Origin of the sequence: Streptomyces sp. CA-146814 (assembly GCF_050942385.1) — a bacterium.
Classification (GTDB): domain Bacteria; phylum Actinomycetota; class Actinomycetes; order Streptomycetales; family Streptomycetaceae; genus Streptomyces.
On the sequence record NZ_CP192068.1, the window covers coordinates 7,065,212 to 7,089,033 of the forward strand.

Annotated in this window: 18 protein-coding genes; 12 read left to right on the plus strand and 6 right to left on the minus strand. The window is 73.1% G+C overall.

The genetic code is table 11. The annotated features are described in order from the left end of the window. The first annotated feature begins 83 nt into the window (after window positions 1–83). From ACQP09_RS31210 to ACQP09_RS31240, 7 genes are all read left to right on the plus strand, one after another. Complete coding sequence (locus ACQP09_RS31210; RefSeq protein WP_433406827.1) at window positions 84–1,661, plus strand: sugar ABC transporter ATP-binding protein; 1,578 nt, start codon at window positions 84–86, stop codon at window positions 1,659–1,661. Continuing rightward, entirely contained in the window at window positions 1,651–3,606 is a 1,956-nt protein-coding gene (locus ACQP09_RS31215) for an ABC transporter permease/substrate-binding protein (protein ID WP_433405780.1), read from the plus strand. The genes ACQP09_RS31210 and ACQP09_RS31215 overlap by 11 nt, the downstream gene beginning before the upstream one ends. 54 nt (window positions 3,607–3,660) lie before the next feature. Next, window positions 3,661–4,590: a ribokinase gene (locus ACQP09_RS31220; RefSeq protein WP_433405782.1), complete on the plus strand. Its 930-nt coding sequence runs from the start codon at window positions 3,661–3,663 to the stop codon at window positions 4,588–4,590. Then, window positions 4,587–4,976 carry a D-ribose pyranase gene (gene rbsD / locus ACQP09_RS31225; RefSeq protein ID WP_433405784.1) on the plus strand — a complete coding sequence of 130 codons (390 nt, stop codon included), beginning with the start codon at window positions 4,587–4,589 and terminating at the stop codon, window positions 4,974–4,976. Before ACQP09_RS31220 ends, rbsD begins: the two co-directional genes overlap by 4 nt. Before the next feature lie 187 nt (window positions 4,977–5,163). Continuing rightward, the gene (locus ACQP09_RS31230) at window positions 5,164–6,603 is read left to right on the plus strand and encodes a hypothetical protein (RefSeq protein ID WP_433405786.1); all 1,440 of its coding nucleotides are present in this window, start codon (window positions 5,164–5,166) and stop codon (window positions 6,601–6,603) included. A gap of 67 nt (window positions 6,604–6,670) precedes the next feature. Next, entirely contained in the window at window positions 6,671–7,918 is a 1,248-nt protein-coding gene (locus ACQP09_RS31235) for an AAA family ATPase (RefSeq protein WP_433405788.1), read from the plus strand. Then, window positions 7,915–9,162: a vWA domain-containing protein gene (locus ACQP09_RS31240; protein WP_433405790.1), complete on the plus strand. Its 1,248-nt coding sequence runs from the start codon at window positions 7,915–7,917 to the stop codon at window positions 9,160–9,162. The genes ACQP09_RS31235 and ACQP09_RS31240 overlap by 4 nt, the downstream gene beginning before the upstream one ends. A 28-nt stretch (window positions 9,163–9,190) precedes the next feature. Here the strand turns inward: ACQP09_RS31240 and ACQP09_RS31245 are convergent, their stop codons facing one another. The 6 genes from ACQP09_RS31245 to ACQP09_RS31270 all read right to left on the minus strand — a co-directional run bounded on the left by ACQP09_RS31245 (window position 9,191) and on the right by ACQP09_RS31270 (window position 15,143). Continuing rightward, a complete protein-coding gene (locus tag ACQP09_RS31245; RefSeq protein ID WP_433405792.1) occupies window positions 9,191–9,985 on the minus strand; it encodes an N-formylglutamate amidohydrolase in 795 nt (264 codons plus the stop codon). A gap of 54 nt (window positions 9,986–10,039) precedes the next feature. Beyond that, entirely contained in the window at window positions 10,040–11,029 is a 990-nt protein-coding gene (gene sph / locus ACQP09_RS31250) for a sphingomyelin phosphodiesterase (protein ID WP_433405794.1), read from the minus strand. A 141-nt stretch (window positions 11,030–11,170) separates the two neighbouring features. After that, the gene (locus ACQP09_RS31255) at window positions 11,171–11,824 is read right to left on the minus strand and encodes a class F sortase (protein ID WP_433405796.1); all 654 of its coding nucleotides are present in this window, start codon (window positions 11,822–11,824) and stop codon (window positions 11,171–11,173) included. Window positions 11,825–11,915: 91 nt separating this feature from the next. Then, window positions 11,916–12,350, minus strand: coding sequence for a hypothetical protein (locus tag ACQP09_RS31260; protein WP_433405798.1), 435 nt, complete (start codon window positions 12,348–12,350; stop codon window positions 11,916–11,918). Between the two features lie 116 nt (window positions 12,351–12,466). Next, window positions 12,467–14,392, minus strand: a complete 1,926-nt coding sequence (locus ACQP09_RS31265; protein WP_433405800.1) for a sensor histidine kinase — start codon at window positions 14,390–14,392, stop codon at window positions 12,467–12,469. Between the two features lie 28 nt (window positions 14,393–14,420). After that, window positions 14,421–15,143: a response regulator transcription factor gene (locus tag ACQP09_RS31270; protein WP_433405802.1), complete on the minus strand. Its 723-nt coding sequence runs from the start codon at window positions 15,141–15,143 to the stop codon at window positions 14,421–14,423. Window positions 15,144–15,266: 123 nt separating this feature from the next. Between ACQP09_RS31270 and ACQP09_RS31275 the strand changes: the two genes are divergently transcribed. The 5 genes from ACQP09_RS31275 (at window position 15,267) to ACQP09_RS31295 (ending at window position 23,770) form a co-directional block, all read left to right on the plus strand. Next, entirely contained in the window at window positions 15,267–17,459 is a 2,193-nt protein-coding gene (locus ACQP09_RS31275) for a regulator (protein ID WP_433405804.1), read from the plus strand. Window positions 17,460–17,529: 70 nt separating this feature from the next. After that, a complete protein-coding gene (locus tag ACQP09_RS31280) occupies window positions 17,530–19,269 on the plus strand; it encodes a hypothetical protein (RefSeq protein ID WP_433405806.1) in 1,740 nt (579 codons plus the stop codon). Between the two features lie 207 nt (window positions 19,270–19,476). Beyond that, entirely contained in the window at window positions 19,477–20,778 is a 1,302-nt protein-coding gene (locus ACQP09_RS31285) for a cytochrome P450 (RefSeq protein WP_433405808.1), read from the plus strand. Next, window positions 20,775–22,037, plus strand: a complete 1,263-nt coding sequence (locus ACQP09_RS31290) for a cytochrome P450 family protein (RefSeq protein ID WP_433405810.1) — start codon at window positions 20,775–20,777, stop codon at window positions 22,035–22,037. The genes ACQP09_RS31285 and ACQP09_RS31290 overlap by 4 nt, the downstream gene beginning before the upstream one ends. 230 nt (window positions 22,038–22,267) lie before the next feature. Then, window positions 22,268–23,770, plus strand: a complete 1,503-nt coding sequence (locus ACQP09_RS31295; RefSeq protein WP_433405812.1) for an aldehyde dehydrogenase family protein — start codon at window positions 22,268–22,270, stop codon at window positions 23,768–23,770. Window positions 23,771–23,822 lie beyond the last annotated feature (52 nt).

The following is a 23,822-nucleotide window of genomic DNA, read 5'->3' on the forward strand; positions in this document are numbered from 1 at the left end:
CCGCACCGGACAAGCGGCCGGAGCGACCGGCACCGGAGGAGGAGCCGGAGCGACCGGCACCGGAGGGCCGCACGGAGCCGAAGGTGACCGTGCCGGACGAGCAACTGACCTCACACCCGGACGAGTTGCTGCGCATCGAGGGTCTACGCAAGACCTTCCCCGGCGTCGTGGCACTCGACAACGTCGACTTCGACCTGCGCAGAGGCGAGGTCCACGTCCTGCTCGGCGAGAACGGAGCCGGCAAGAGCACCCTCATCAAGATGCTCTCCGGCGCCTACCGGCCCGACCGCGGCCGGATCCTCGCCGAGGGCCGTGAGGTGCGCATCACAGGCGCGCAGGACGCCGAACGGCTCGGTATCGCCACCATCTACCAGGAGTTCAACCTGGTGCCCGATCTGACGGTGGCCGAGAACATCTTCCTCGGCCGCCAGCCGCGCCGCTTCGGTCTCGTCGACCACCGGCGCATGCGGGCGGACGCGAAGAAGCTGCTGCGCCGGGTCGGGGTCGACGTGCGCCCGGATGCGAAGGTCCGCGAACTGGGCATCGCCCGGCTCCAGATGGTCGAGATCGCCAAGGCGCTCAGCCTGGACGCACGCGTTCTCATCATGGACGAGCCGACCGCCGTGCTCACCTCGGAAGAGGTCGACAAACTCTTCGCGATCGTGCGGCAGTTGCGTGCGGACGGCGTCGGAATCGTCTTCATCACCCACCACTTGGAGGAGATCGCCGCGCTCGGCGACCGCGTCACCGTCCTGCGCGACGGCCGCAGCATCGACCAGGTGCCCGCCTCCACACCCGAGGACCGGCTCGTCCAGCTCATGGTGGGCCGCAGCATCGAGCAGCAGTACCCGCGCGAACGGCCCGATGCCGGTGAGGTGTTGCTGTCCGTCCGCGGGCTGACCCGGGACGGCGTCTTCCACGACATCGGCTTCGACGTGCACGCCGGTGAGGTCGTGGGCCTCGCCGGACTCGTCGGCGCCGGTCGTACGGAGGTGGCGCGCGCGGTCTTCGGTGCGGACCCGTACGACGCCGGCACCGTCGACGTACGCGGAGAACGCCTCGCCCGGCACGACGTGCCCGCCGCGATGGGCGCCGGGATCGGCCTCGTCCCGGAGGACCGCAAGGGCCAGGGCCTGGTCCTCGACGCCTCCGTACAGGAGAACCTCGGCCTCGTCACCCTGCGTTCCGCGTCCCGCTCCGGGCTCGTGGACCTCAAGGGGCGGCGTACGGCGGCCGCCCGCATGGCGAAGCAGCTCGGCGTCCGCATGTCCGGGCTCGGCCAGCACGTCCGTACGCTCTCCGGCGGCAACCAGCAGAAGGTCGTCATCGGCAAGTGGCTGCTGGCCGACACCCGGGTGCTCATCCTCGACGAACCCACCCGCGGCATCGACGTCGGGGCCAAGGTCGAGATCTACCAGCTCATCAACGAACTCACCGCATCCGGCCACGCCGTCCTGATGATCTCCAGTGACCTGCCCGAAGTCCTCGGCATGAGCGACCGGGTGCTGGTCATGGCCCAGGGCCGGATCGCCGGCGAACTCGCGGCCCAACAGGCGACCCAGGACGCCGTCATGGCCCTCGCGGTCGGTACCGCCGCGACGCACGAACACGAACTCCCCGCACCGAAGAAGGAAGAAGAGGAGGGCCCCCGTGGCCACTGAGACACTCAAGAGTGACACGGGCGCGGGTGGCACCTCCGTGATACGCCGCGTCCTGCTCGACAACGGCGCGCTCAGCGCCCTGGTCGTCCTGGTGGTGGCGATGTCGCTGCTCTCCGGCGACTTCCTCACCACGCAGAACCTGCTGAACGTCGGCGTGCAGGCGGCCGTCACCGCGATCCTCGCGTTCGGCGTCACCTTCGTCATCGTCTCGGCGGGCATCGACCTGTCCGTCGGCTCGGTGGCGGCCCTCTCCGCGACGGTCCTCGCCTGGTCGGCGACGTCCGCCGGCGTCCCGGTGGTCCTCGCGGTCGTGCTCGCGATCGTCACGGGCATCGCCTGCGGATTCGTGAACGGCGCCCTCATCTCGTACGGCAAACTCCCGCCGTTCATCGCGACGTTGGCCATGCTCTCGATCGCCCGGGGCCTCTCGCTCGTCATCTCGCAGGGCAGCCCGATCGCGTTCCCCGACTCCGTCTCGCGGCTCGGCGACACGCTCGGCGGCTGGCTCCCCGTACCGGTCCTCGTGATGATCGCGATGGGCCTGCTCACCGCGCTGATCCTCGGCCGCACCTTCATCGGCCGCTCGATGTACGCGATCGGCGGCAACGAGGAGGCGGCCCGGCTCTCCGGTCTCCGCGTCAAGCGCCAGAAGATCGTCATCTACGCGCTCTCCGGCCTGTTCGCCGCCGTCGCGGGCATCGTCCTGGCCTCGCGCCTCGTCTCCGCGCAGCCGCAGGCCGCCCAGGGGTACGAACTCGACGCCATCGCGGCCGTCGTCATCGGCGGCGCCAGCCTGGCCGGCGGCGTCGGCAAGGCGTCCGGGACGCTGATCGGCGCGCTCATCCTCGCCGTCCTCCGCAACGGCCTCAACCTCCTCTCGGTCTCCGCGTTCTGGCAGCAGGTCGTCATCGGCGTCGTCATCGCGCTCGCCGTCCTCCTCGACACGCTGCGCCGCAAGGCCGGTTCGGGCGCGGCCTCCTCGGCAGGCACCGCGCCCGGTGCTCCGGGATCGGGGCGCAGGGGAGCGTTCAAGTTCGCCGGAGCGGCGCTCGCCGTGGCGCTCGTCGTCGGAGGCGTGTCGTATGTCAACTCCGGTTCCTCCGGAGGCGCCACGAAGGTCGGGATGTCCCTCTCGACGCTCAACAACCCCTTCTTCGTACAGATGAAGGACGGCGCACAGGCCGAGGCGAAGAAGGCGGGCATCGACCTCACCGTCACCGACGCCCAGAACGACGCCTCGCAGCAGGCCAACCAGCTGCAGAACTTCACCAGTTCGGGCGTTTCGTCGATCATCGTCAACCCGGTCGACTCCGACGCCGTCGGACCGGGTGTCCGCAGCGCCAACAAGGCCGACATCCCGGTGATCGCCGCCGACCGCGGCGTGAACAAGGCGGACGCCGCCACCCTCGTCGCCTCGGACAACGTGGCGGGCGGCAAGCTCGCCGCAGACGCGCTGGCCGACAAGCTCGGTGGCAAGGGCAGCATCGTCATCCTCCAGGGCACGGCGGGGACGTCGGCCAGCCGCGAGCGCGGGGCGGGCTTCGCCGAGGGGCTCAAGGCGTACCCGGACATCAGGGTGGTCGCCCAGCAGCCCGCGGACTTCGACCGCACCAAGGGCCTGGACGTCATGACCAACCTGGTCCAGTCCCACCCGGGCATCACCGGTGTCTTCGCCGAGAACGACGAGATGGCTCTCGGCGCGGCCAAGGCGCTCGGCAGCAAGGCCGGTAAGTCCGTCTCGGTCGTCGGCTTCGACGGCACCCCGGACGGCCTGAAGGCGGTCGAGGCCGGGACGCTGTACGCGTCGGTGGCCCAACAGCCCAGTGAAATCGGCCGGATCGCGGTGCAGAACGCCGTGACGGCGGCCAAGGGCGAGAAGGTGGAGAAGACGGTGAAGGTGCCGGTCAAGGTGGTCACCCGCGAGAACGTCGCCGACTTCTCCTGACCCACCGCCCCGCCCCGCCCCGGCCCCGTCCGACGAAAGCAGGAAGCAGGAAGCATGCACGACAACGCCCCCGACGACCGGTACCGGTACGACCTCCTGGTCGTCGGCTCGGCCAACGCCGACCTGGTGATCGGCGTCGAACGCCGCCCCGCCCCCGGCGAGACGGTGCTCGGCTCCGACCTGGCCGTCCACCCGGGCGGCAAGGGCGCCAACCAGGCAGTCGCGGCAGCCCGGTTGGGAGCCCGTACGGCCCTGCTCGCCCGGGTCGGCGACGACGACCACGGCCGGCTGCTGCTGGAGAGCCAGCGCGCGGCGGGCGTGGACACGGACGGCGTCCTGGTCGGCGGGGCCCCGACCGGCGTCGCGCTGATCACCGTCGACCCCTCGGGCGACAACAGCATCGTGGTGTCCCCGGGCGCCAACGGGCGCCTGACCCCCGAGGACGTACGGGAGGCGGCCCCGCTGCTGGCCGCCGCCCGGGTGGTCTCCGTACAGCTGGAGATCCCCCTGGACACGGTCGCGGAGACGGCCCGCCGCCTGGCCCCCGGGGCCCGCCTTGTCCTCAACCCGTCCCCGCCCGCCCCGCTGCCCGACGAGGTGCTGGCCGCCTGCGACCCGCTGGTGGTCAACGAGCACGAGGCGCGGTACATCCTGGGCGAGGCGGCGGGGGACACCCCGCACGACTGGGCCCCGGCCCTGCTCGCGTTGGGCCCGCGCTCGGTCGTGATCACCCTGGGCGCGGCGGGCGCGCTGGTGGCCGACAGCCGGACGGACTCCCTGGACCACCTGGTCAGCCCGAAGGTGGGGGCCGTCGACACGACGGGGGCCGGGGACGCGTTCACCGCCGCTCTGGCCTGGCGCCTGGGCCGGGGAGACGACGTACGGGAGGCGGCGGCCTTCGCGGTACGGGTGGGGGCGGCGGCCGTCACGTCGAAGGGGGCGCAGGCGTCCTTCCCGACGCTGGAGGAGGTCGACGCGCTGTGAAGAAGTCGGGCATCCTCAACCGCCACTTGGCCGGAGCCATCGCCGAACTCGGCCACGGCGACGAGGTGTTGATCTGCGATGCCGGTATGCCGATCCCGCCCGGTCCGCGCGTCGTCGACCTCGCCTTCCGCGCCGGTGTCCCGTCGTTCGCGGAGGTACTGGACGGCCTGCTCGACGAGTTGGTGGTGGAGGGAGCGACGGCGGCCCTGGAGGTACGCGCCGCCAACCCGGAAGCCGCGTCGCTCCTGGACAGCCACTTCCCCGGCCTGGACCTGATCCCGCACGACGACCTGAAGGCCCGCACGGCGTCGGCCCGCCTGGTGGTACGGACGGGGGAGGCCCGGCCGTACGCGAATGTGCTGGTGCGGTGCGGGGTGTTCTTCTGAGCGGGTGAGACGGGAGGCGGCACGGGGTCGGGGCGCGCCTTGATGAGGGGCGGGCCGCACCTCGACGACGGGTGCGGCCCGCGCATGCAGAAAAGCTCTGGCCGATCGTGGTGGCCGGAGCTACGCTTCCCGCGATGACTCACTCCATGAACAGATTGGGGGACCCGTCCGCGCAAGGTGAGTGCTGATGCTCACCCGAACCGCGAACCGGGGTTCCCACCCGTCCTTCTGGCCGCGCGTGCGCGAGTTCGCCGTGCCGGCCTCCATGATCGAGACTGCGACCGCCCGCCGTGAGGCCGGGGATTGGGCAGGGGCGTGCGCTGCGGCGGGCGTCGACGTCGATCTCCAGTTGCGCTCCGTGGCCCGTACGCATGGCCAGGAACTCGCCGCCCGTATCCGGACCGACCTGCGCCATCTGGCGCCTGACCTGCTGCGCTGGCACATGCCGAGGGTGGCCCCGCACGGGTTGCTGCGCCCGGGGCTGACCATCGCGCTGGCGCGGTACAGCGCTCCCGAAGGGCCCGGCCCGCTTCACCTGGTGGTCCGGACCCCGTCCGGCTGGGCCGATGCCGGGCAGCGGATCAGCCTTGCGCTGGGGGACGGGTCGCACACCGAGCCCGGGGCCCGCCGTCATCCTCACCCCCGCCCGAACCGGCGCTTCCGCCTGGACCTGCACCGGCACCTGTGGGACGTCCGCAGGGCCGGTGAGCTGCGGAGCCGCTCGGCTGTCGACGGCCCTGCGGATGTCGATCCGGAGGTGCTGGCGGCGTTGCCACCAGGTGGGTCGTACGCCGTCGAGCGGTGGGCGGCGGAGGCGGCGATCCTGCTCCGCGCCGAGGGGCACGGCGCGGGTGACCCGGTGAGCGTGCGGCTGGGCGGACGACGCCGACTGCTTCTCGCCGTGTACGCGGACGGGTCGGGGCCGAGCCCCGCCGAGGAGCCCGGGCCATCGGCTCCGAGCGGTGCCGCGACCCCCTGCGTACGGATCGCGGCAGCGGTCCCCGGGCCCGGTACGCCCGAGCCGCCGGTGCTGCCGGATGCGGCGACCTGGGTGCTGCCCGACCTGGAGCTGATCCGTACCGGCGCGATCGACGCCGACCGGCTGCACCCGCTGGTCGCGCGGGCCCTCGTACCGGATGGGCCGTCCGGAGGCCCGCAGCCGGTCCGGTCACGGGCCGTGGACCTGGCGGCGGAGCCGCGCCTGGTGGAGTGCCGTGGGGCCCGGCACCGGATCGGCCTGGTGGACGGGGTGCTGGCTCCGCTGGACCATGACCCGGCCGAGATCCGGCGCGAAGAGCTGCTGGCGGCCCTGACCGGTACGCCTCTGCCCTGCCTCCGGGCCATCGACGCGGCGCACCGGCGTCCCGACTGTCTGAGCGGTGTCCGCGAACGCCTGGACCACGGCGACATCGCCGGTGCGCTGGCCGTCGTCGAAGGGTTGCTGGGGCCCGACGCGGTGTTGCGCAGTGGTCCGCTCCGGGACGAGCTGGACACAGCCGCCCAACGGCGCATCGCCTACGGGCTGTTCAGAGCGGATCTGCTCGGGCCCGGACCCGCCCGCTACCGCCCGGACCAGCGGCGTCCCGGTGACCGCCGCCCCCGCCCGCACCGCACCGCCGTCCACTGATCCAGGGCCTCGGCCCCATCCCCGTACCCGTATGCGTACTCCCTCTCACACCCTCAGGTGATCACTCATGCTCACTCGCACCCCGCCCTCCGCCGACTCCCAACTCGCTGTCGCCGAAGCCTTGATGGCCCTTCTCCGTGACACCTCTACCGAGCCGCGCCCCGACATCCGGCTGGAGGCGCTGACGCTGGCGGTCGCCGCCGACCTGCCTGTCCTCCTGTGGGGCGAACCGGGGATCGGCAAGACCGCGGCTCTCACCCAGCTCGCCGAGTCGCTGGATCTGCCGCTGACCACCGTGATCGCCAGCGTGCACGAGCCGTCCGACTTCTCCGGGCTGCCCATCGTGGGCGACGACCCCGCGGAGCAGGGCGTTCCGATGGCCCCGCCGGACTGGGCCGTCCGCCTCGTACGGGCAGGGCGCGGGCTGCTGTTCCCGGACGAGCTGTCCACCGCGCCGCCGGCCGTGCAGGCCGCGCTCCTCCGTCTCGTACTGGAGCGGCGCATCGGAGCCCTCCAACTCCCGCCCGGCGTACGGATCGTGGCCGCCGCCAACCCGCGCTCCTCGGCGGCCGACGGCTGGGAGCTGAGTGCGCCGCTCGCCAACCGGTTCGTCCACCTCCAGTGGGTCCACGACCACGAGGTCGTCGTCCGTGGCCTCGCCGGTACCTGGCCGCGCGCGACGCTGCCGCGGCTCGACCCCGGGAAGCTGCCCGAGGCCGTGGAGTTCGCCCGGCGCGCGGTGTGCGGGCTGCTCGCCGCCCGGCCCACGCTCGTCCACCGGCTGCCCACCACGGAGACGCGCCGAGGCGGTGCCTGGCCCTCGCCGCGCAGCTGGGACATGGCGCTGACCCTCGTCGCCTTCGCCACCGCCGCCGCATCCTCCCGGGACGTGCTGTCCCTGCTGGTCCGGGGTACGGTGGGCGACGGGCCGGGGCTGGAGCTGCTGGCGAGCCTGGACCGGATGGACCTTCCGGACCCCGAGGAGCTGCTCGCCGATCCGGCGGCGGCCGTGCTGCCCGAGCGCGGTGATCTCCGGCAGGCCGCGCTGGACGGTGTGGTCGCGGCGGTCCGCACCCGTCCGGACCGGGAGCGCTGGGACGCCGCGTGGGCGCTCCTCGTCCGGGCGCTGGAGACCGGAGCCCCGGACCTGGTGGTCGTCCCCGCGACCACCCTCGCCACGCTGCGCCAGGAGGACTGGGACGTTCCGGCGGTCATCGAGCACCTCGCCGGAGTGGTCTCGCTGTCGCAGCGGGCGGACCGGGCGGCGGACCGCGTGGCGGTCCGGGCCGCGACGGCGGCGCAGGCCGGCCGATGACGACGACGGGTACGCCGTCGAGCACGCTCGACCTGGGCAAGCTCTTCGCCGCCCGGCTGCAGGCGGCCAGGGCCCGCCCCTACCTGGCCACGGCCCTGTTCGCCCTGCACACCGTGGAGTCGCGGCAGGTCCCGACCATGGCCGTCGACCGGTACTGGCGGTGCTACGTCTCGCCCGCCTTCGTGGCGCGGACCCCGGTGGAGGAGCTGGCCGGGGCCTGGGTCCACGAGGTGTCGCACCTGCTCCGCGACCACCACGGCCGCAGCGACCGGGTCGCCCGGCAGCGCGGGCTGACCGGCCCGGGGGAGAGGCTGCGGATGAACATCGCCGCCGACTGCGAGATCAACGACGACGTGTACGGGGACGGCCTGGCCCGGCCGAAGGGCATCGTGTACCCGTCGACCCTGCGCCTGCCGTCCGGCGAGCTCATGGAGGACTACCTGCGCCAGTTCCGGCTCGGCCCGCGCACCCAGGACCTCGCCTGGCTGGACTGCGGCAGCGGTGCCGACGGACTGGACAGGGACTGGGAGTTGGGGCCCGACGGCGCGCACGGGCTGAGCGGGCAGGAACGCGACGCGGTCCGCTTCCGGGTGGCGCGGGGCATCAGGGGCCGTCCCGGGAGCGCGTCGAAGGGCTGGAAGCGGTGGGCGGAGGAAGCGCTCCACCCTCCGCAGCCCTGGCGGGAGTTGCTGGGCGCGGCGGTACGCTCGGCCGCCTCGGGACCGGGTGCGGGCGAGGACTACACGTACGGCCGTCCCTCGCGTCGCTCCGCCGGGCTCCCCGGTGTCGTCCTGCCGAGCCTCCGCCGCAGACCGCCCCGGGTCTCCGTGGTCATCGACACCTCCGGCTCGGTCAGCGACGCCGAACTGGGCAGTGCGCTGCTGGAAGTCGCCGCCATCTCCCGCGCCGTGGGCGGCCGCCGCGACCTGGTCACCGTCCTCGCCTGCGATGCGGCGACCCGGGTGGTGCACCCTCTCTGCCGCGCCGAGGGCATCCCGCTGCTGGGCGGCGGCGGCACGGATCTCCGTGCGGGCTTCGCCAAGGCGCTCAGCTCCCGCCCGCGCCCCGACGCCGTCGTGATCCTGACCGACGGACAGACGCCCTGGCCCACCGCTCAGCCGCCGTGCCGGACGGTCGTCGGCCTGTTCCCGAGGGACCACCGGCGCGGCTCCTGGGACGAGGACGACCCCGACCACGTACCGGACGGGCCGCCGGCCTGGGCGCGGGTGGTGGAGATCGGGTAGCCGCTTCCGCCGGAGGCTGTGCGCCGCGTCAGCAGGCGGCCACCAGCTCCGCCAACGCCCCCGCCAGTGCGTCGAGCCCCGGCCCCGCAGGACCGCCCGGCTCGGTCATGTACGTGTCGCGGCGGATCTCGATCATCAGGGCCGTGACCCGGCGGTCCGTGCCGTAGTGCTTCAGCGGGACGTACGTACCGGCGAACGGGCTGTCGACGCCCGTCCCGCCGAAACCGGCGAACGCCTCCTCCGCCAGGGCGCGCAGCTCCGGCGGCGTGTGGAACGGGTCGGTGCCGAGGCAGATCGGTGGGCGGGGGCCCGTGCCGTGGAGTTCGTACGGGAGTGGCGCCGTCGGGTACGAGTGGACGTCGACGATCACCGCGCGGCCCGTGGCGGCGATCCGGGCGTCCACCGCCTCCGTCATCGCCTGCGCGTACGGGTGGAAGTAGCGCTCCAGCAGCGGGCGTTGGTCCGCGTCCGGGGCGCGGAGGCGTTCGCGGTGGGTGGTGTGCGTGTACACCGCGCCCATGCCCACCGCGCGCATCTCCTCGCGGTCGTCCGGAAAGCGTTCCGGATCGACGACCAGGCGGGAGAGGGCGTTGACGTACCGCCAGGGCCGGGCGGAGCAGAACTCGGCCGCGCGGGAAGTCAGTTCGGCTGTGTGCGCGTCGGTGATGTGGTCGAGTTCCCGCTCCAAGGCACCGTCGTCCAGCAGGATTCCGTCGCGCACCTCCCCGGGAATCGTCCGGGACCCGTGCGGTACGTGCAGCAGTACCGGGGAGTCGGGGCTTCCGGGGAGGAGGTGGAACGACGGCTGGGGGGCGGTGCCCATGGAGCGGGTCCTTCACGGTCGGGGCCGAGGGCCCCGATCGTTTCATCGGTGGCGTCAGCCGGCGGAGCCGATCACCGGGTAGTGGTCGGAGAGGTTCGTGTACGTGTAGTTCTTGCCCCAGCTGGAGACCGTCCAGGGCGCGCTCTGCTCCTTGATCACGTCGTTCTTCCAGCCCGACGGCTTCGCGTGGCCGGCGCGGTGCAGGACGTGGTCCAGGTCCTCACGGGGGTCGTTCGGGTAGCGCTCGGAGGCTATGGAGTTGTCGCGGGTGTCGAAGGAGTACGGGTGGCCCGTCTTCGAGTCCGGCGCGGTCAGGTCCGCGTCCTTGAGGAAGGAGGCGTACTCGGCGGAGTGGCCGTCCACGTTGAAGTCGCCCGCCACGATGACCTGTTCGGAGGCCGGGATCTTCTTGGCGTCCAGGAAGGCGTCCAGCGCCTTGAACTGGCGGCTGCGCATCTGGGCGGCCTCGCCCGCCGAACAGCCGGGGTCGGTCGACTGGGCGTGCGTGCCGACGACGTGGACGCGGGCGCCGTTGACGTTCAACACCGTATAGGCGAAGCCCTTGTTGGACCACCAGTCGGCGCCGCAGGCGTCCTTGTAGACGTACTGCTCCTTGCGGACGATCGGCCACTTGCTCAGGATCGTGACGCCGCCGTCCTCCGGGGTCGTCGCCGAGTACGAGCCGCCGGTGGCGTCCCAGCCGCTCTTGCTCCGGCCGACCACCGGCGTCTGGTACGGGTACTGGGCGGCGGAGTTCCGCTGCAGGGCGTCGGAGGCCCCGTTGTCGAAGGCCTCCTGGATCACGACCACGTCGTTGCCCCGGAAGAACGAGGTCTTCGGGATCTCCGCCGCCCGGTGGTCCTGGCCCCAGTTGGGGTACAGGGTCTTGCTGAAGATGAACGCGTTGTACGAGAGCACCCGCAGCGACGGTGTCTCGGCGGCGGGGGCCGCCGCGGCCTGCGGGGTGTTCACGGCCAGCGGGACGGCGGCGAGCGCGGCGGAGAGGGCCACGCCGGAAAGGCGGCGGAACGTGGAGTGCGGCACGAGGTCTCCTGCTGATGAGTGGGGGCGTACCGGGTGGCACCCATCAAACCAGCGGGAGTTACCCACGGGTAGACATCGGATGCCGTGAGTCTGTCCGGGCGAATGCCATCAGGGATCGGCCACAGGCCGGCGCGGTCCGGCTCAGCTCAGCTCGGCGTAGACGATGAGGTTGTCCACCGGGTGGCCCTCGGCGTCGAACGCTCCGTCGCACGTGACCAGCCGCAGCGTGCTGCCCTTGGTCGCGCCGTAGACCCGCTCGGTCGGGAACGCCTTCTTGCTGACCGTCTCCTTGCTCGTGACGGTGAAGCGGAGGGGTGTGCCCGCGCCGTCGCGGACCACGACCTCGGCGCCCTTGCGGATGTCCTTGAGGTCGTGGAAGACGGCCCGGCCGAAGCGGGTGTCGTTGTGGCCGATCAGGACGGCCGGCCCCGGACGGCCGGGTACGGCTCCGCCCGTGTACCAGCCCGCCGTCATGCCCTTCTCCGCGGGCGGGACCTCGACCGTGCCGTCCGCGTTGAGCCCCAGGCGCATGAGGGGGCTGCTGATCTTGAGGGAGGGGATGGTGACCTGGGTGGGGGCGGCCGTGGCGTCCGGGGCGTCCTTGGCGTCCCTGGCGGGCGGTTGCCCGTGCGTGGTCGTGGGGGTCGGCGCCGAGGGCGCCGGAGCGGACGCCGCCGCCGGGGGTGCGGCTGCCGACGGTGCCGGTCCGGCGCAGGCCGTCAGGGCCGCGCAGGTCAGCAGTGCGGTGAGCAGGGCTGCCGTTCGGGGCCGACGGGAGGGGGTGCGGGCGTGCATGAAGGGCTCCAGGGGCGAGCACCGGGCGTGGCGCCGCCCCGGATACGGGACGGCGCCACGGTCGGTGTGGGTGGTGAGGGGTGACTACCGGTCAGCCGTTGCGGCGGCGCAGCACCAAGGTGCCCGCACCGGCGAGCAGCGCGAACCCCGCCACCGAGCCGACGAGGGCCGTCGTGCCGTGGTCGCCGGTGCCGGCCGGGCGCTCACCGGCAGCCACGCCACCGCGCGGCGCGACCGCCGGAGCGGAAGCGGCCTCACGGGGTGCCACGGGTGCCGGGCGGTCGCCCGCCGCGACGCCGCCACGGGGTGCGACGGAGGGGCGGGCGGCCTCGGCGGCCTTGGCCGCCTTGGCGGCTTCGGCTGCCTTCGCCCGCTCCGGCGACACCTCCTGGGCGCTGTCGGCGGGCGCCGAGGGCTTCGGCGTCGCGTCGGCGAAGGCGGCGGTGGACGGGATCAGCACCGCGCCGGCCGCGACGGCGGCGAGCACGGCGGTGCGCAGGGTGAGGCGAGCGGTCAAAGCGGTCATACGGATGGCTCCATTCCATGCGTCGCCCCGTGGGGGCCCGGTGCCGTTGTGCACCGGGTACGGGGCAGGGAGCCAGGCTGTCCGGGAGTTATGAGGAACCTGTCAGGGCGCTGTGGTCATCCCATCAGGGCCCCCGGGGCGGTGGCCGGGAGCCGGAGCGTGAAGGCCGAGCCCTTGCCCTCCGTACTGGTCGCGCTCGCCGTCCCGCCGTGCGCCTCGGCCAGCTTCCGGACGATGGCGAGACCGAGGCCGCTGCCTCCCGTACGGCGGCTGCGGGACTTCTCCGCACGCCAGAAGCGGTCGAAGACGTACGGGAGGCTGTCGGCCGGAATGCCGCTCCCGGTGTCCGCCACCTCGATCACCACCAGGTGACCGGACTCCTCCCCGTACGCGCGCAGCGTCACCGTCCCGCCCGCCGGTGTGTGCCGTACGGCGTTGGAGACCAGGTTCCCCACCGCCTGCCGCAGCCTGACCGGGTCCGCGCACACCGTCGTGGCCGCCCCCGCCTCCACCGTCAGCGTGACCCCGGCCGTCTCCGCGCGGGCCTGGTGCGCGGCGGCGACCTGGCTCAACAGCTCCCCGACGCGCACCGGTTCGGGGTGCAGCCGCAGCACCCCCGCGTCGGCGGCGGCCAGGTCCTGCAGGTCGTCGATGATGTGCTGGAGCTGCACCGCCTCCTCCAGCAGCGAGGAGACGAACGCCGGATCCGGGTCGGCCAAACCGTCCTGGGCCGCCTCCAGCCAGCCCCGGATGTTGCTCAGCGGGGTGCGCAGCTCGTGGGCCACATCGCTGACCATCGCCTTGCGCTGCTCCTCCAGACGCGCCCGGTGCGCGGACATGTCGTTGAACGCGGCGGCCAGCCGGCCGATCTCGTCGTCCCCCGACACCGGCACGGAGGCGTGCTCCTGGCCGTCCCGCAGCCGCTGCGCCGCCCCGGTCAGCGCGTGCAGCGGGCGGACCAGCCGGGCGCCCGCGAGCACCGAGGCGCCCACGGTCAGCGCCAGGACCAGCGCCGCCGCGCCCGCGATCTTCGCGGTGTTGGCGGGGGAGAGGTCGAAGCCGGGCACCGTCGCGCCGCCCTCGTCCCCGATGAACAGGAGCGCGGGGGAGGCCACGTACGAGCTGAGCTGTTCGCTGCGCGCCGTCCCCACGCACGAGGCGATGGCCCGGTCGTCCTCCCCGGTGAACTCCCGGGGCGGCTCGACGGCCGGCACGGGGCGCGCCTCGCGCGCGTCGCCCGGCAGCTGACGTGGCTCGGTGACGGCGATCTCCTTGCCCCAGTACAGGCCCCTGTTCAGCCGCACGCCTTCGCGCCCCTGGCGCTTCAGGCAGGCGTCGGCCAGCCCGTTGAGCGCGTCCAGCGCCTTGCGCTCCGTCGCGGTGGGCGCGTCCAGATCCGAGAGTTCGCACTTGGTGTACAGCGCCCGTTCGGGGTCGTTGCCCACCATCTGCACCCGGGGCCGGCCGCTCGGCCCGACGACCACGTCGGAGGCGATCCCCGCCCGGTTCAGGCACTCCGCGTTCCGGTCGGCCATCCGCCGCAGCGCCGTACGCTCGGCCGCCGGCAGCAGGAACGGCCCCACCGCCCGCGGGTCGATCCGGTCCGCTGCCGTGCCCTGCCCCTCGGTGGACCGCGCGGCCAGCACGGTGTCCACGGACAGCGGGTCGACCACCGCCGAGGCCTCCGGCGGCAGCGCGGGCGGGGTCGTCGCGGTGGCGGAGTCGGCGAGCGGCTGCCGGCTCTGCGTGGTGAGCGCCACCCGGCGCCCCGACTGCTCGGCGAGCTCCCGTACGGTCGCGTCCACCCCGTCCCAGGTCCGGTTGCGGGCGGCATAACCGAGCAACGTGTCGTAGATCCGGGCGTCGGCGGTCAGGTTCTGGCCCTGCTCCTGCAGAATCGCACCCGAGGTGGTCTGGACGGCCAGCCAGGCGGTGGCCGCCACCGAACACGCGGCGACCAGCGCCGACACACCGAGCAGCCGCCCCAGCAGACTCCGCCGCAACGGCACCCGCGAGGCCCGGTTCCTAGGGCCTGTCGTCAAACTGCCGCCTGCCGGGCGACGACAGGCCCTACGCACGCCGCGCGGCCTTCGCCGGATCGGTCAGCTTGTAGCCGACCCCGAAGACGGTGAGCAGGCGCACCGGCCGGCGCGGCGCGGGCTCGATCTTCTTGCGCAGGTTCATGACGTGCACGTCGACCGTCCGGTCGCTGATGTAGCGGTCGAAGCCGTGCAGCTCCTCCAGCAGCCGCTGACGGCTGAACACCCGGTCCGGCCCGGCCGCCAGCGCGGCCAGGATCCGGAACTCGCCCCGGGTGCACTCCACCGGCTCGCCGTCCACCGTCACCTCGTGCCGCTCCGGATCAACCACGAGCCCGCCCACCCGCAGAACGCGGTCGTCGGCCGCTGCTGCCGCACCACCCGGCCGCCGGGTGCGGCGCAGCAGCGTACGGACCCGGGCCATCAGCTCACGCGGGCTGTACGGCTTGGTCATGTAGTCGTCCGCGCCGAGGTCGAGCCCGAGCAGCAGATCGTCCTCGGTGGACCGCGCGGTCAGCATCAGCACCGGCAGCTCCCGCGCCTCGGCCCGCAGCACCCGCACCACGTCGAGACCGTCCGCCCGAGGCATCATCACATCGAGGACCAGCAGGTCGGGCTCCCGGTTCCGGACGGCGTCGAGCGCGGCGAGCCCGTCGCCCACGATCCGTACGGCGTGTCCTTCCCGCTCCAGATAGCGGCGTACGAGCTCGGCCTGCTTCTCGTCGTCCTCGGCAACTATGACGTCTGCGCACACGCCCCCGATCGTAGAGCGCGGCTACAGTGCGAGGCCGGGGCGGGTTCCGGAACACGGAAGCCGGGAAGGGAACCCGGCGCGTCCACCTCAGCGGGGTGGCCGCACCGGGCGGAAGGAGACGGGTTGAGCAGCCTCGGTACCGACGGCGGCGGATCGACGCACAACACGGTGTCCGGGGACGCCGTCGTCGTCAACCCCCTTCTGATGGCGCAGCGGATCGAGGGCATCCACCTGCCGCCGGCGCCGCCGGACGTCCCGCCGAGCCAGGGGCCGCCGCCCAGCCGGGTGTTCGTCAACCGGACGAAGGAGCTGGCCGATCTGCGGGACGGAGCGCTGGCCCTGGCCGCCGGGGAGGAGCCGGGTGTGCTGCTGGTGGTCGGCGTCGGCGGGGTCGGCAAGACGCAGCTCGTCGCCCAGTGCGCGGGCCGCGACCTGAAGCAGCTCTTCCCGGACGGCCAGCTCTACGTCGACCTGGAGGACCACCGCCGGGACGGGGCGGTCGACCTCGCCGCGGTCCTCTGCGGGTTCCTCCGCGCGCTCGGGGTCCACAAGGACTACGTGCCCGGCCCGCTCGCCGAACGTACCGCTCTCTTCCGCAGCGTCGCCGCCCGGCTCCGCCTCCTCGTCAAGGTGGACAACGTCCAGCACGCCCCGGAGGCCAGGACGCTCGTGCCGCCGCGCGGGCTGCTCGTGGTGACCGGACGCCGGGTCCTGCCGTCGCTGCTGATGGACGGGGCCGTGCTGATCGATGTGGCGCCGCTCGACGAGAGGGCGGGTACGGAGCTCGTACGCCGCTGGCACGCCGGTGCCGACGAGGAGACGGCCGCCGGCGTCGTACGGCTCTGCGCGGGCCACCCGCTGGCGCTGCGGGCTGCGGTGGAGTGGCTGGCCGCGCGGCCGCATCTGACCCTGGAGGACGTGGTACGGGATCTGACGGCCGGGCGGTACGGAACGGGCGGCGACGGAGCACGGGAGGCGACGGGGGTGGCCATGGGCGCGGGTGAGGGAGCCGGGGAGGGCGGCGTGGGCGAGGCGGTGGACGCGGTGCTGGACTCGGTGGTGGCCGGGGTGTCCGAGCACACGCGGTACGTCTACGAGCTGCTCGGGGTCCTGCCCGGCACGACGGCGACGGTGGACCTGCTGACGGCCGCCGGTGCCACCCGGGCCGGCGAGGCGCTCGGTGAGCTGGTCTCCTCCCGGCTCGCGGTCCTGGTGGAGTCCTCCGACCGGCCCGGGCGCTACCGGCTGCACGATGTGGTACGCGCCCATGCCCGGTCGCTCACCCGGGAGTTGACCCCGGAGCGGCGGCGGGACGTCCTGCGGCTCGTCGTGGACTTCTACGCCGACGCGGCGGCGCACGGCGATGCGCTGGTGCTCGGCGACCGGTTCAGGATCCAGCCGCCACCGGTCCGCCCACTCGGCGAACTCGCCGCGCGAGGAACGCTGTTCACCGGCCGGGCCGACGCCCTGGAGTGGCTCGACGCGGAACGTACCAACCTCCAGGCCGTCATCCGGGGCGCCGCCGACGAGGGATGGTACGAGGAGGTGTGGCGGCTCTGCGAGTCGCTGTGGGCGCTCTACCACAGCCGCAAACACCTCGCCGACTGCGTCGAGTCGGGCCTCCTCGGCATCGAGGCGGCCCAGCACCAGGTGCGCCCCGACGTCGAGATCCGGATGCGCAACCAGGTCGCCCGGGCCGCCTACGAGCTCGGCGATCTCGACCGTGCCGAGTCCCAGCTCGACGCCGCCGCAACCCTTCTGGAGCTCGCCGGTGACCCGCGGCTGAGCGGTGTCGTCCAGGAGAGCCGCGGGCTGATCGCGCTCGCGCGCGGCCGGTCGGCACCGTCGCCCGAGGAGGCACGCGCCCACGCCGAGGAGGCGCGGCAGCTCTTCGAGCGCGCGCTGGCGGCCAACCGCGCCGTCCCCGACCCGCACGGTGTCGTCGTGCAGAGCTACAACGTGGCCCAGGCGCTGGTGGCGGGCGAGCGGTGGACCGACGCCCTCGACGTGCTGGACGAGGCGGCCGGGACCGCCCGGGCCACCGGTGACGAACCCATGCTGCCCCGCATCGACCTCGTACGGGCTCATGCCTTCGCCGGGCTCGGTGCGCTGGACCGGGCGGTCACCGCGGCGGGCTCGGCGGCCGACCGGGCGGCCGCGCTCAAGCAGTTCGCCAAGCTGGACCAGGCGCTCGAACTGCTGACCGCGCTGGCCGACCGGGCCGAGGACCGGCCGCTGAGGGCCGCCTGCGAGGAGAAGCTGCGCGAGTTGCGGCGGACCATGGGACTGAAGCCACCGGCCGCACCCACGGCCTGACCTCCGCCTGTCCTCCTTCGTCCCTCCTCCTTCCTCCTTGCCGTCCTCCTTCGTCCCCCGGAGCTCCGCGTTGTCCTCGGTGCCGTCGCTGCTCAGCCGTACCTCCGCCCGGTTCCGCCGTGCCGTCCGGCCCGGCCACGACCGGTGGAACACCTGGGACCCGCCGAAGGCGGAGGTGCTCGGAGTGGCGCGCACGCTCACCTCCGCCACCCGGCTGGTGGACGTCATGCACCTGCTGCGCACCGAGGACGGGATCGACAAGTACTTCACGGTCAACCCCGGATCGGCGTTCGCGGACGGGCTCGACGCCTATCTCGCCGGGCTCGGCGTCCAGGTGCTGAGCTGGAAGGAGGCCACCCGGCGCTCCTTCGACCTGGCCGTCAGCTGCTCGGTCCACCCGTCGATGCGCCGGCTGGACGCGCCGCTGATGGTGCTGCCGCACGGTGCCGGGTACAACCGGCTCGTCACCGAGTCGACCGGCGACACGCTCGCCCCCGCCGGGCTCTCCCGGCGGGAGCTGATGTGGCGCGGCAAGGTCGTCCCGGAGGCGATCGGCGTCTCGCACCGGAGCCAGATCGACCGGCTCGCCGAGACCTGCCCCGAGGCCGCGCCGTACGCCCTGGCCGTCGGTGACTGGTGCTTCCAGCGGATCACCGCGAGCATGGCGCACCGCTACCGCTCGCGGCTCGGCGCGGTCGACGGGCGGCGGCTGGTGGTCGTCCACTCCACCTGGAGCCGCCACTCTCTGCTCGGCCGCCACCCGGAGCTGCCGCTGCGCCTGGTCACCTCGCTCCCGGCGGACGAGTTCGCCGTGGCGGCCGTCTTCCATCCGAATGTGTGGGCCCGCCACACCCGGCCCGGTGTGCTGGAGCGGCTCGGCGCCGCGATGGACGCCGGGCTCATGATCATCCCGCCGCAGGAGGGGTGGCGCGCGGCGGTGGTGGCCAGTGACTGGGTGGTCGGCGACCACGGCAGTACGACGTTCTACTCGGCCGCCGCCGACCGGGTCACGGTGCTCGCCGCGACCGGTCTGGACGAGCTGGATCCGGCGTCGCCGGCCGCCGCGTTCGGGCGCGGGGCGCCCCGGCTGGATCCGGACGGCGATGTGTACGCGCAGCTGTTGGCGGCGGCCCGCGGCCACGACCCGGCGGAGCTGCGGCCGGTCGTGGACCGCCAGCTCGCCTCGGTCGACACCTCGGGTGAGGTGACGCGGGCCCGGATGTACGGGTTCCTCGCCGGGCGCGGGGTTGTCGTGCCGACGGCGGCGCCGCAGCCGCTGCCCGTACCGGCGCCCGAACCCGTACGCCGTACGGCCGCCACGGCGTACGACGTCACCGGCGCGTACGACGCCCGGGGCACGGTCGACCTACAGCGCCGGCCGCTGGTGGCCGGGCACCACACGGAGGCCCTCGGCTTCTACGCCGTCACGACGGAGGAGAGCCATCCCCACTGGCCGCACGCGGCGGAGGTGCTGGCCCGCACGGCCGCGGACGCCGAGGTGGCGGCCCTGGACTGGGTGGCGGACGCCGCCGTGCGGTACGAGAACCTCAACGTCCTGGTGGCACGGCTGGACGAGAGCCGCTGCCTGGTGCGCCTGCGCGGCGGACGCCGGCTGGAGGCCCGTACGGAGCGGTCCTGGGGCGCGCGACGGCCTTCGCTCGATCCGGTGCTGCTGGGGTCGGCCGTCAACCTCTGGATGACCGAAGCGGAACGCGCGGAGGACCTCACGGACGGCCTGACGCTGTGCACGGGGGAGTGGCGGATCCAGGTGGCGTTCAGCGAGCAGGGATCCCTCGGCGGCCGGCCCTGAACCGGAGGTACCGGTTCCAATGTCGATCTTGTGATCAAACCTGCGCAGATGTCGTACGGGAGTGATTGGCGCAGTGGGCGCAAGCGGCCGGGACCGTGCAGGAAAGGGCGCGATTCGGCCCCGCCGGTTCACCGAACCTCCTTATAGTGGTGCCGCGTTGATCGTATGGTCGCAACGCGCGAAGCCGTCGCCACTGGAGTCCGTACGATGACGAACCCCTCGTCCGCCCTGCCCGCGCCCTCGGCCGGTGAAGGCGGTGGCTGCCCCATGGGCCACGGCACGGGAGCCGTTCCGCTCAGCGGGCCCGGCTTCCACACCGAACCGCAGGCGCTCTACCGCACCATGCGACGCGACCACGGCCCCGTCGTCCCGGTCGAGCTGCCCGGCGGATTCCCCGCCTGGCTGGTGATCGGCTACCGGGAGCTCCACCAGGTCACCAGCGACGGGGAGTTGTACCCCCGGGACGTCTCCCTGTGGAACCAGTGGGAGAACATCCCGGCGGACTGGCCGCTGCTCCCCATGGTCGGCACTCCCATGCCGTCCATCTACTTCACCGCCGGAGCCGAGCACCGGCGCCATGTGAAGATGGTCGTTCCCGCGCTCGAAGCCGCCGACCCCTTCGAGATCCGGCAGCACTGCGAGCAGCTGGCGGACCGGCTCATCGACGCCGTGTGCAGCCGCGGCACCGCCGACCTGGTCGCCGAGTTCGCCGAGCCGCTCCCCGTCCTCGTCCTCGCCCGCCTCGTCGGCTTCCCCGACGACGAGGGCGCCGACATCGCCCAGGTGCTCAAGGACCTGGCCGACGGCGGCCCCGGCGCCCAGAAGGCCCACCTCCGCTTCGGCGAGCACATGCACCGGCTCGTCGCGGCCAAGCGGGCACGCCCCGGCGACGACGTGACCTCGCGGATGCTGGCCCACCCGGCCCCGTTCACCGACGAGGAGTACGCGCTCGACCTCATGGCCGTCACGGCCGCCGGCCACCTCACCACCGCCGACTGGATCAGCAACTCCACCCGGCTGATGCTCACCGAGGACCAGTTCGCCGACGCCCTCGCCGGCGGCCGGCACAGTGTCGCCGAGGCCATGAACGAGGTGCTCTGGGAGGACGCGCCGACCCAGATCCTGGCCGGCCGGTGGGCCTCGCGCGACGCCCGGCTCGGCGGCCAGAACATCGAGCGCGGCGACATGCTCCTCCTCGGTCTCGGCGCCGCCAACGGCGACCCGCACATCCGCCAGCAGGTCACGGACCTGGTGGTCCGCTCCGGGCGCGGCGGCAACAACGCCCACATGGCGTTCAGCCACGGCGAGTACCGCTGCCCCTTCCCCGCCCAGGAGATCGCCGAGATCATCGCCCGTACCGGCATCGAAGTCCTCCTCGACCGGCTGCCCGACCTGGAACTGGCCGTCCCCGCCACGGAATTGGTTCGCAGGCCCTCCGCCTTCCTGCGCGGGATGACCGCGCTGCCCGTCCGCTTCACCCCCGTACGCACGACAGGAGACGCGTTGTGACATGCCCGCACGCCGGAGCCGCCGGAGCCGCCGCAGCAGACCTCGGCGCCGGGGCGATCACCATCGACCCCATGGTCCAGGACCTCGACGGAGAGACCGCACGGCTGCGTGACGCCGGTGTGTTCGCCCGGATCGAGCTGCTCGGCGTCCCCGCCTGGACGGTCACCCGCCACGCCGAGGCACGCCAACTCCTGGTGGATCCACGGCTGGTGAAGGACATCAATGCCTGGGGCCTGTGGCGGAGCGGAGTGGTGACACGTGCCTGGCCGCTGATCGGCATGATCGACGCCGGGCGGTCCATGTTCACCGTGGACGGGCCCGAGCACCGGCGGCTGCGCACCAAGACCTCGCAGGCGCTCACCCCGCGCCGGCTCGAAGCGATCCGCCCCGCCATCGAGAAGTTCACCGACGAACTGCTGGACCACCTCGACGCGGCGCGCGGCGAGGACGGGGTCGTCGACCTGAAGGCGGTCTTCGCCCAGCCGCTGCCGATGAAGGTGGTCGGCATGCTGATGGGCGTCGACGAGTCGCAGCACGCCATGCTGACCCGGCAGTACAAGGCGTTCTTCTCCATGCTCACTCCGCAGGACGAACGCCTGGCGCTGCTCGCCGAGTTGGACGTCTTCTACACCGACCTCGTACGCGAGAAGACCGCGCACCCGACGGACGACCTCACCAGCGCGCTGATCCTGGCCGAGGAGGGCGGCGAGCCGCTCACCGAGGAGGAGGTGGTGGGCAACCTGAAGGCGATGGTCGCCGCCGGGCACGAGACGACGATCGGCCTCATCCTCAACGCCGTACGCGCACTGCTCTCCCACCCCGACCAGCTGGCGAAGGTGCTGTCCGGCGAGGTCGGCTGGGACGCGGTGATCGAGGAGACGCTGCGCTGGGACACGCCCACCACCCACCTCCTGATGCGGTTCGCGACCGAGGACATCACCGTCGGCGACACCGTGATCAAGGAAGGCGAGGGCGTCGTCATCTCCTACCGCGCCATCGGCCGCGACACCGGGCAGCACGGCGAGGACGCGGACGCCTTCGACGTCACCCGCGCCACCCGCAACCGCCACATGACCTTCGGCCACGGCCCGCACATCTGCCCCGGCGCCGCGCTCTCCCGTGTCGAGGCGGCCGTCGCCCTGCCCGCGCTCTTCACCCGCTTCCCCGGACTGCGCCTCGCGATCCCGGACGCGGAGATCACCAAGCTGCCGGTGATGACGCAGAACGACATGGCGGCCTTCCCGGTGCTGCTGGGCTGAGGGCCGCGCCCGTACCGCGCCCTGGCGCGGCACCCCTGGCAGGACACCCGTAGGTGTCCGCACGCATCTCCCGAGTGAGGTGCGTCACGCAGAGTGAAATTCTTGGCATACATTCCGGCGGACGGGGGAGGGGCCCGGACCGCTGGTGTGGCCGTACCCCGGTCCGCCGCGCAGGACGCCCCCGTCCGAACCGAACGGGGGCATTTCGGGTACGGAAGGCGAAAAACGACATGTCGGCGCTCAGCACCATCCACATCGACGGCACCTGGCGGGCCGCCGGATCAGGCGCCACGCGCGAGATCCTCGACCCCGCCGACGCCACCGTCTTGGCTGTCGTCGCCGAGGGCGGCGTCGCGGACACCGATGCGGCGATCGCGGCGGCGCGGCGCGCCTTCGACGACGGCCCCTGGCCGCACAAGCCCGTCGCCGAGCGCGCCGGGCTGCTGCGCCGGGTCGCCGACCTCCTCCAGCGGGACCGCGAGGAGATCGCGATCACCGAGAGCCGCGACACCGGCAAGACCCTCGAAGAGGGCCGGGTCGACGTGGACGACGTGACCAACGCCTTCCGCTACTTCGCCGACCTCGTGATGAACGAGAGCGGCGGCCGGGTCGTCGACGCGGGCGACCCCGACGTGCACAGCATCGTCGTGCACGAGCCCGTCGGCGTCTGCGCCCTCATCGCGCCCTGGAACTACCCGCTCCTCCAGGCCAGCTGGAAGATCGCCCCGGCCCTCGCCGCAGGCAACACCTTCGTGCTCAAGCCCAGCGAGGTCACCCCGCTCTCCACCGTCCACCTGATCAAGCTCCTCGCCGAGGCCGGCCTGCCCGACGGCGCCGCCAACCTCGTCACCGGCGCGGGCGACCCGGTCGGCGCCCGGCTCTCCGAGCACCCGGACGTCGACCTGGTCTCCTTCACCGGCGGCCTCGCCAGCGGTACGAAGGTGGCGCAGGCAGCAGCCCCCACCGTGAAGAAGGTGGCCCTGGAGCTCGGCGGCAAGAACCCCAACGTGGTCTTCGCCGACGCCTGCGCCACCGAGGACGGCTTCGACACCGCCGTCGACCAGGCCCTGAACGCCGCCTTCTTCCACAGCGGCCAGGTCTGCTCCGCCGGCGCCCGCCTGATCATCCAGGACACGATCAGCGAGCGGTTCGTCACCGAGCTGGCCCGCCGCGCCGACGCCATCCGCCTCGGCCGGGGCACCCTCGACGGTGTGGAGTGCGGCCCGCTCGTCTCCGCCCAGCAGCTCGCCAAGGTCGAGGCGTACGTCGCCTCCGCCCGCGAGGAGGGCGCCATGGTCCGGGCCGGTGGCGAGCGCCCGAAGCCCAACGACGTACGCCCCGAAGGCGGCTACTTCTACCGGCCGACCGTCCTGGACGGCTGCCACCGGGAGATGAAGGTGGTCCGCGAGGAGACCTTCGGCCCGATCCTCACCGTCGAGACCTTCCGTACCGAGGAAGAGGCCATCACGCTGGCCAACGACACCGACTACGGTCTCGCCGGCGCCGTCTGGACCACGGACGCGGGCCGGGCCCGCCGGGTCGCCGGACGTCTGCGCCACGGCACCGTCTGGATCAACGACTACCACCCCTACCTCCCGCAGGCCGAGTGGGGCGGCTTCGGCAAGTCCGGTACGGGCCGTGAGCTCGGCCCCACCGGCCTCGCCGAGTACCGCGAGTCCAAGCACATCTACCAGAACCTCAACCCGCGCCCCCAGCGCTGGTTCGCCGGCTGACACACCTGCTGGGACCCCGGTGGAACCAACCCTGGGGCCCCGCCCGGCTGTT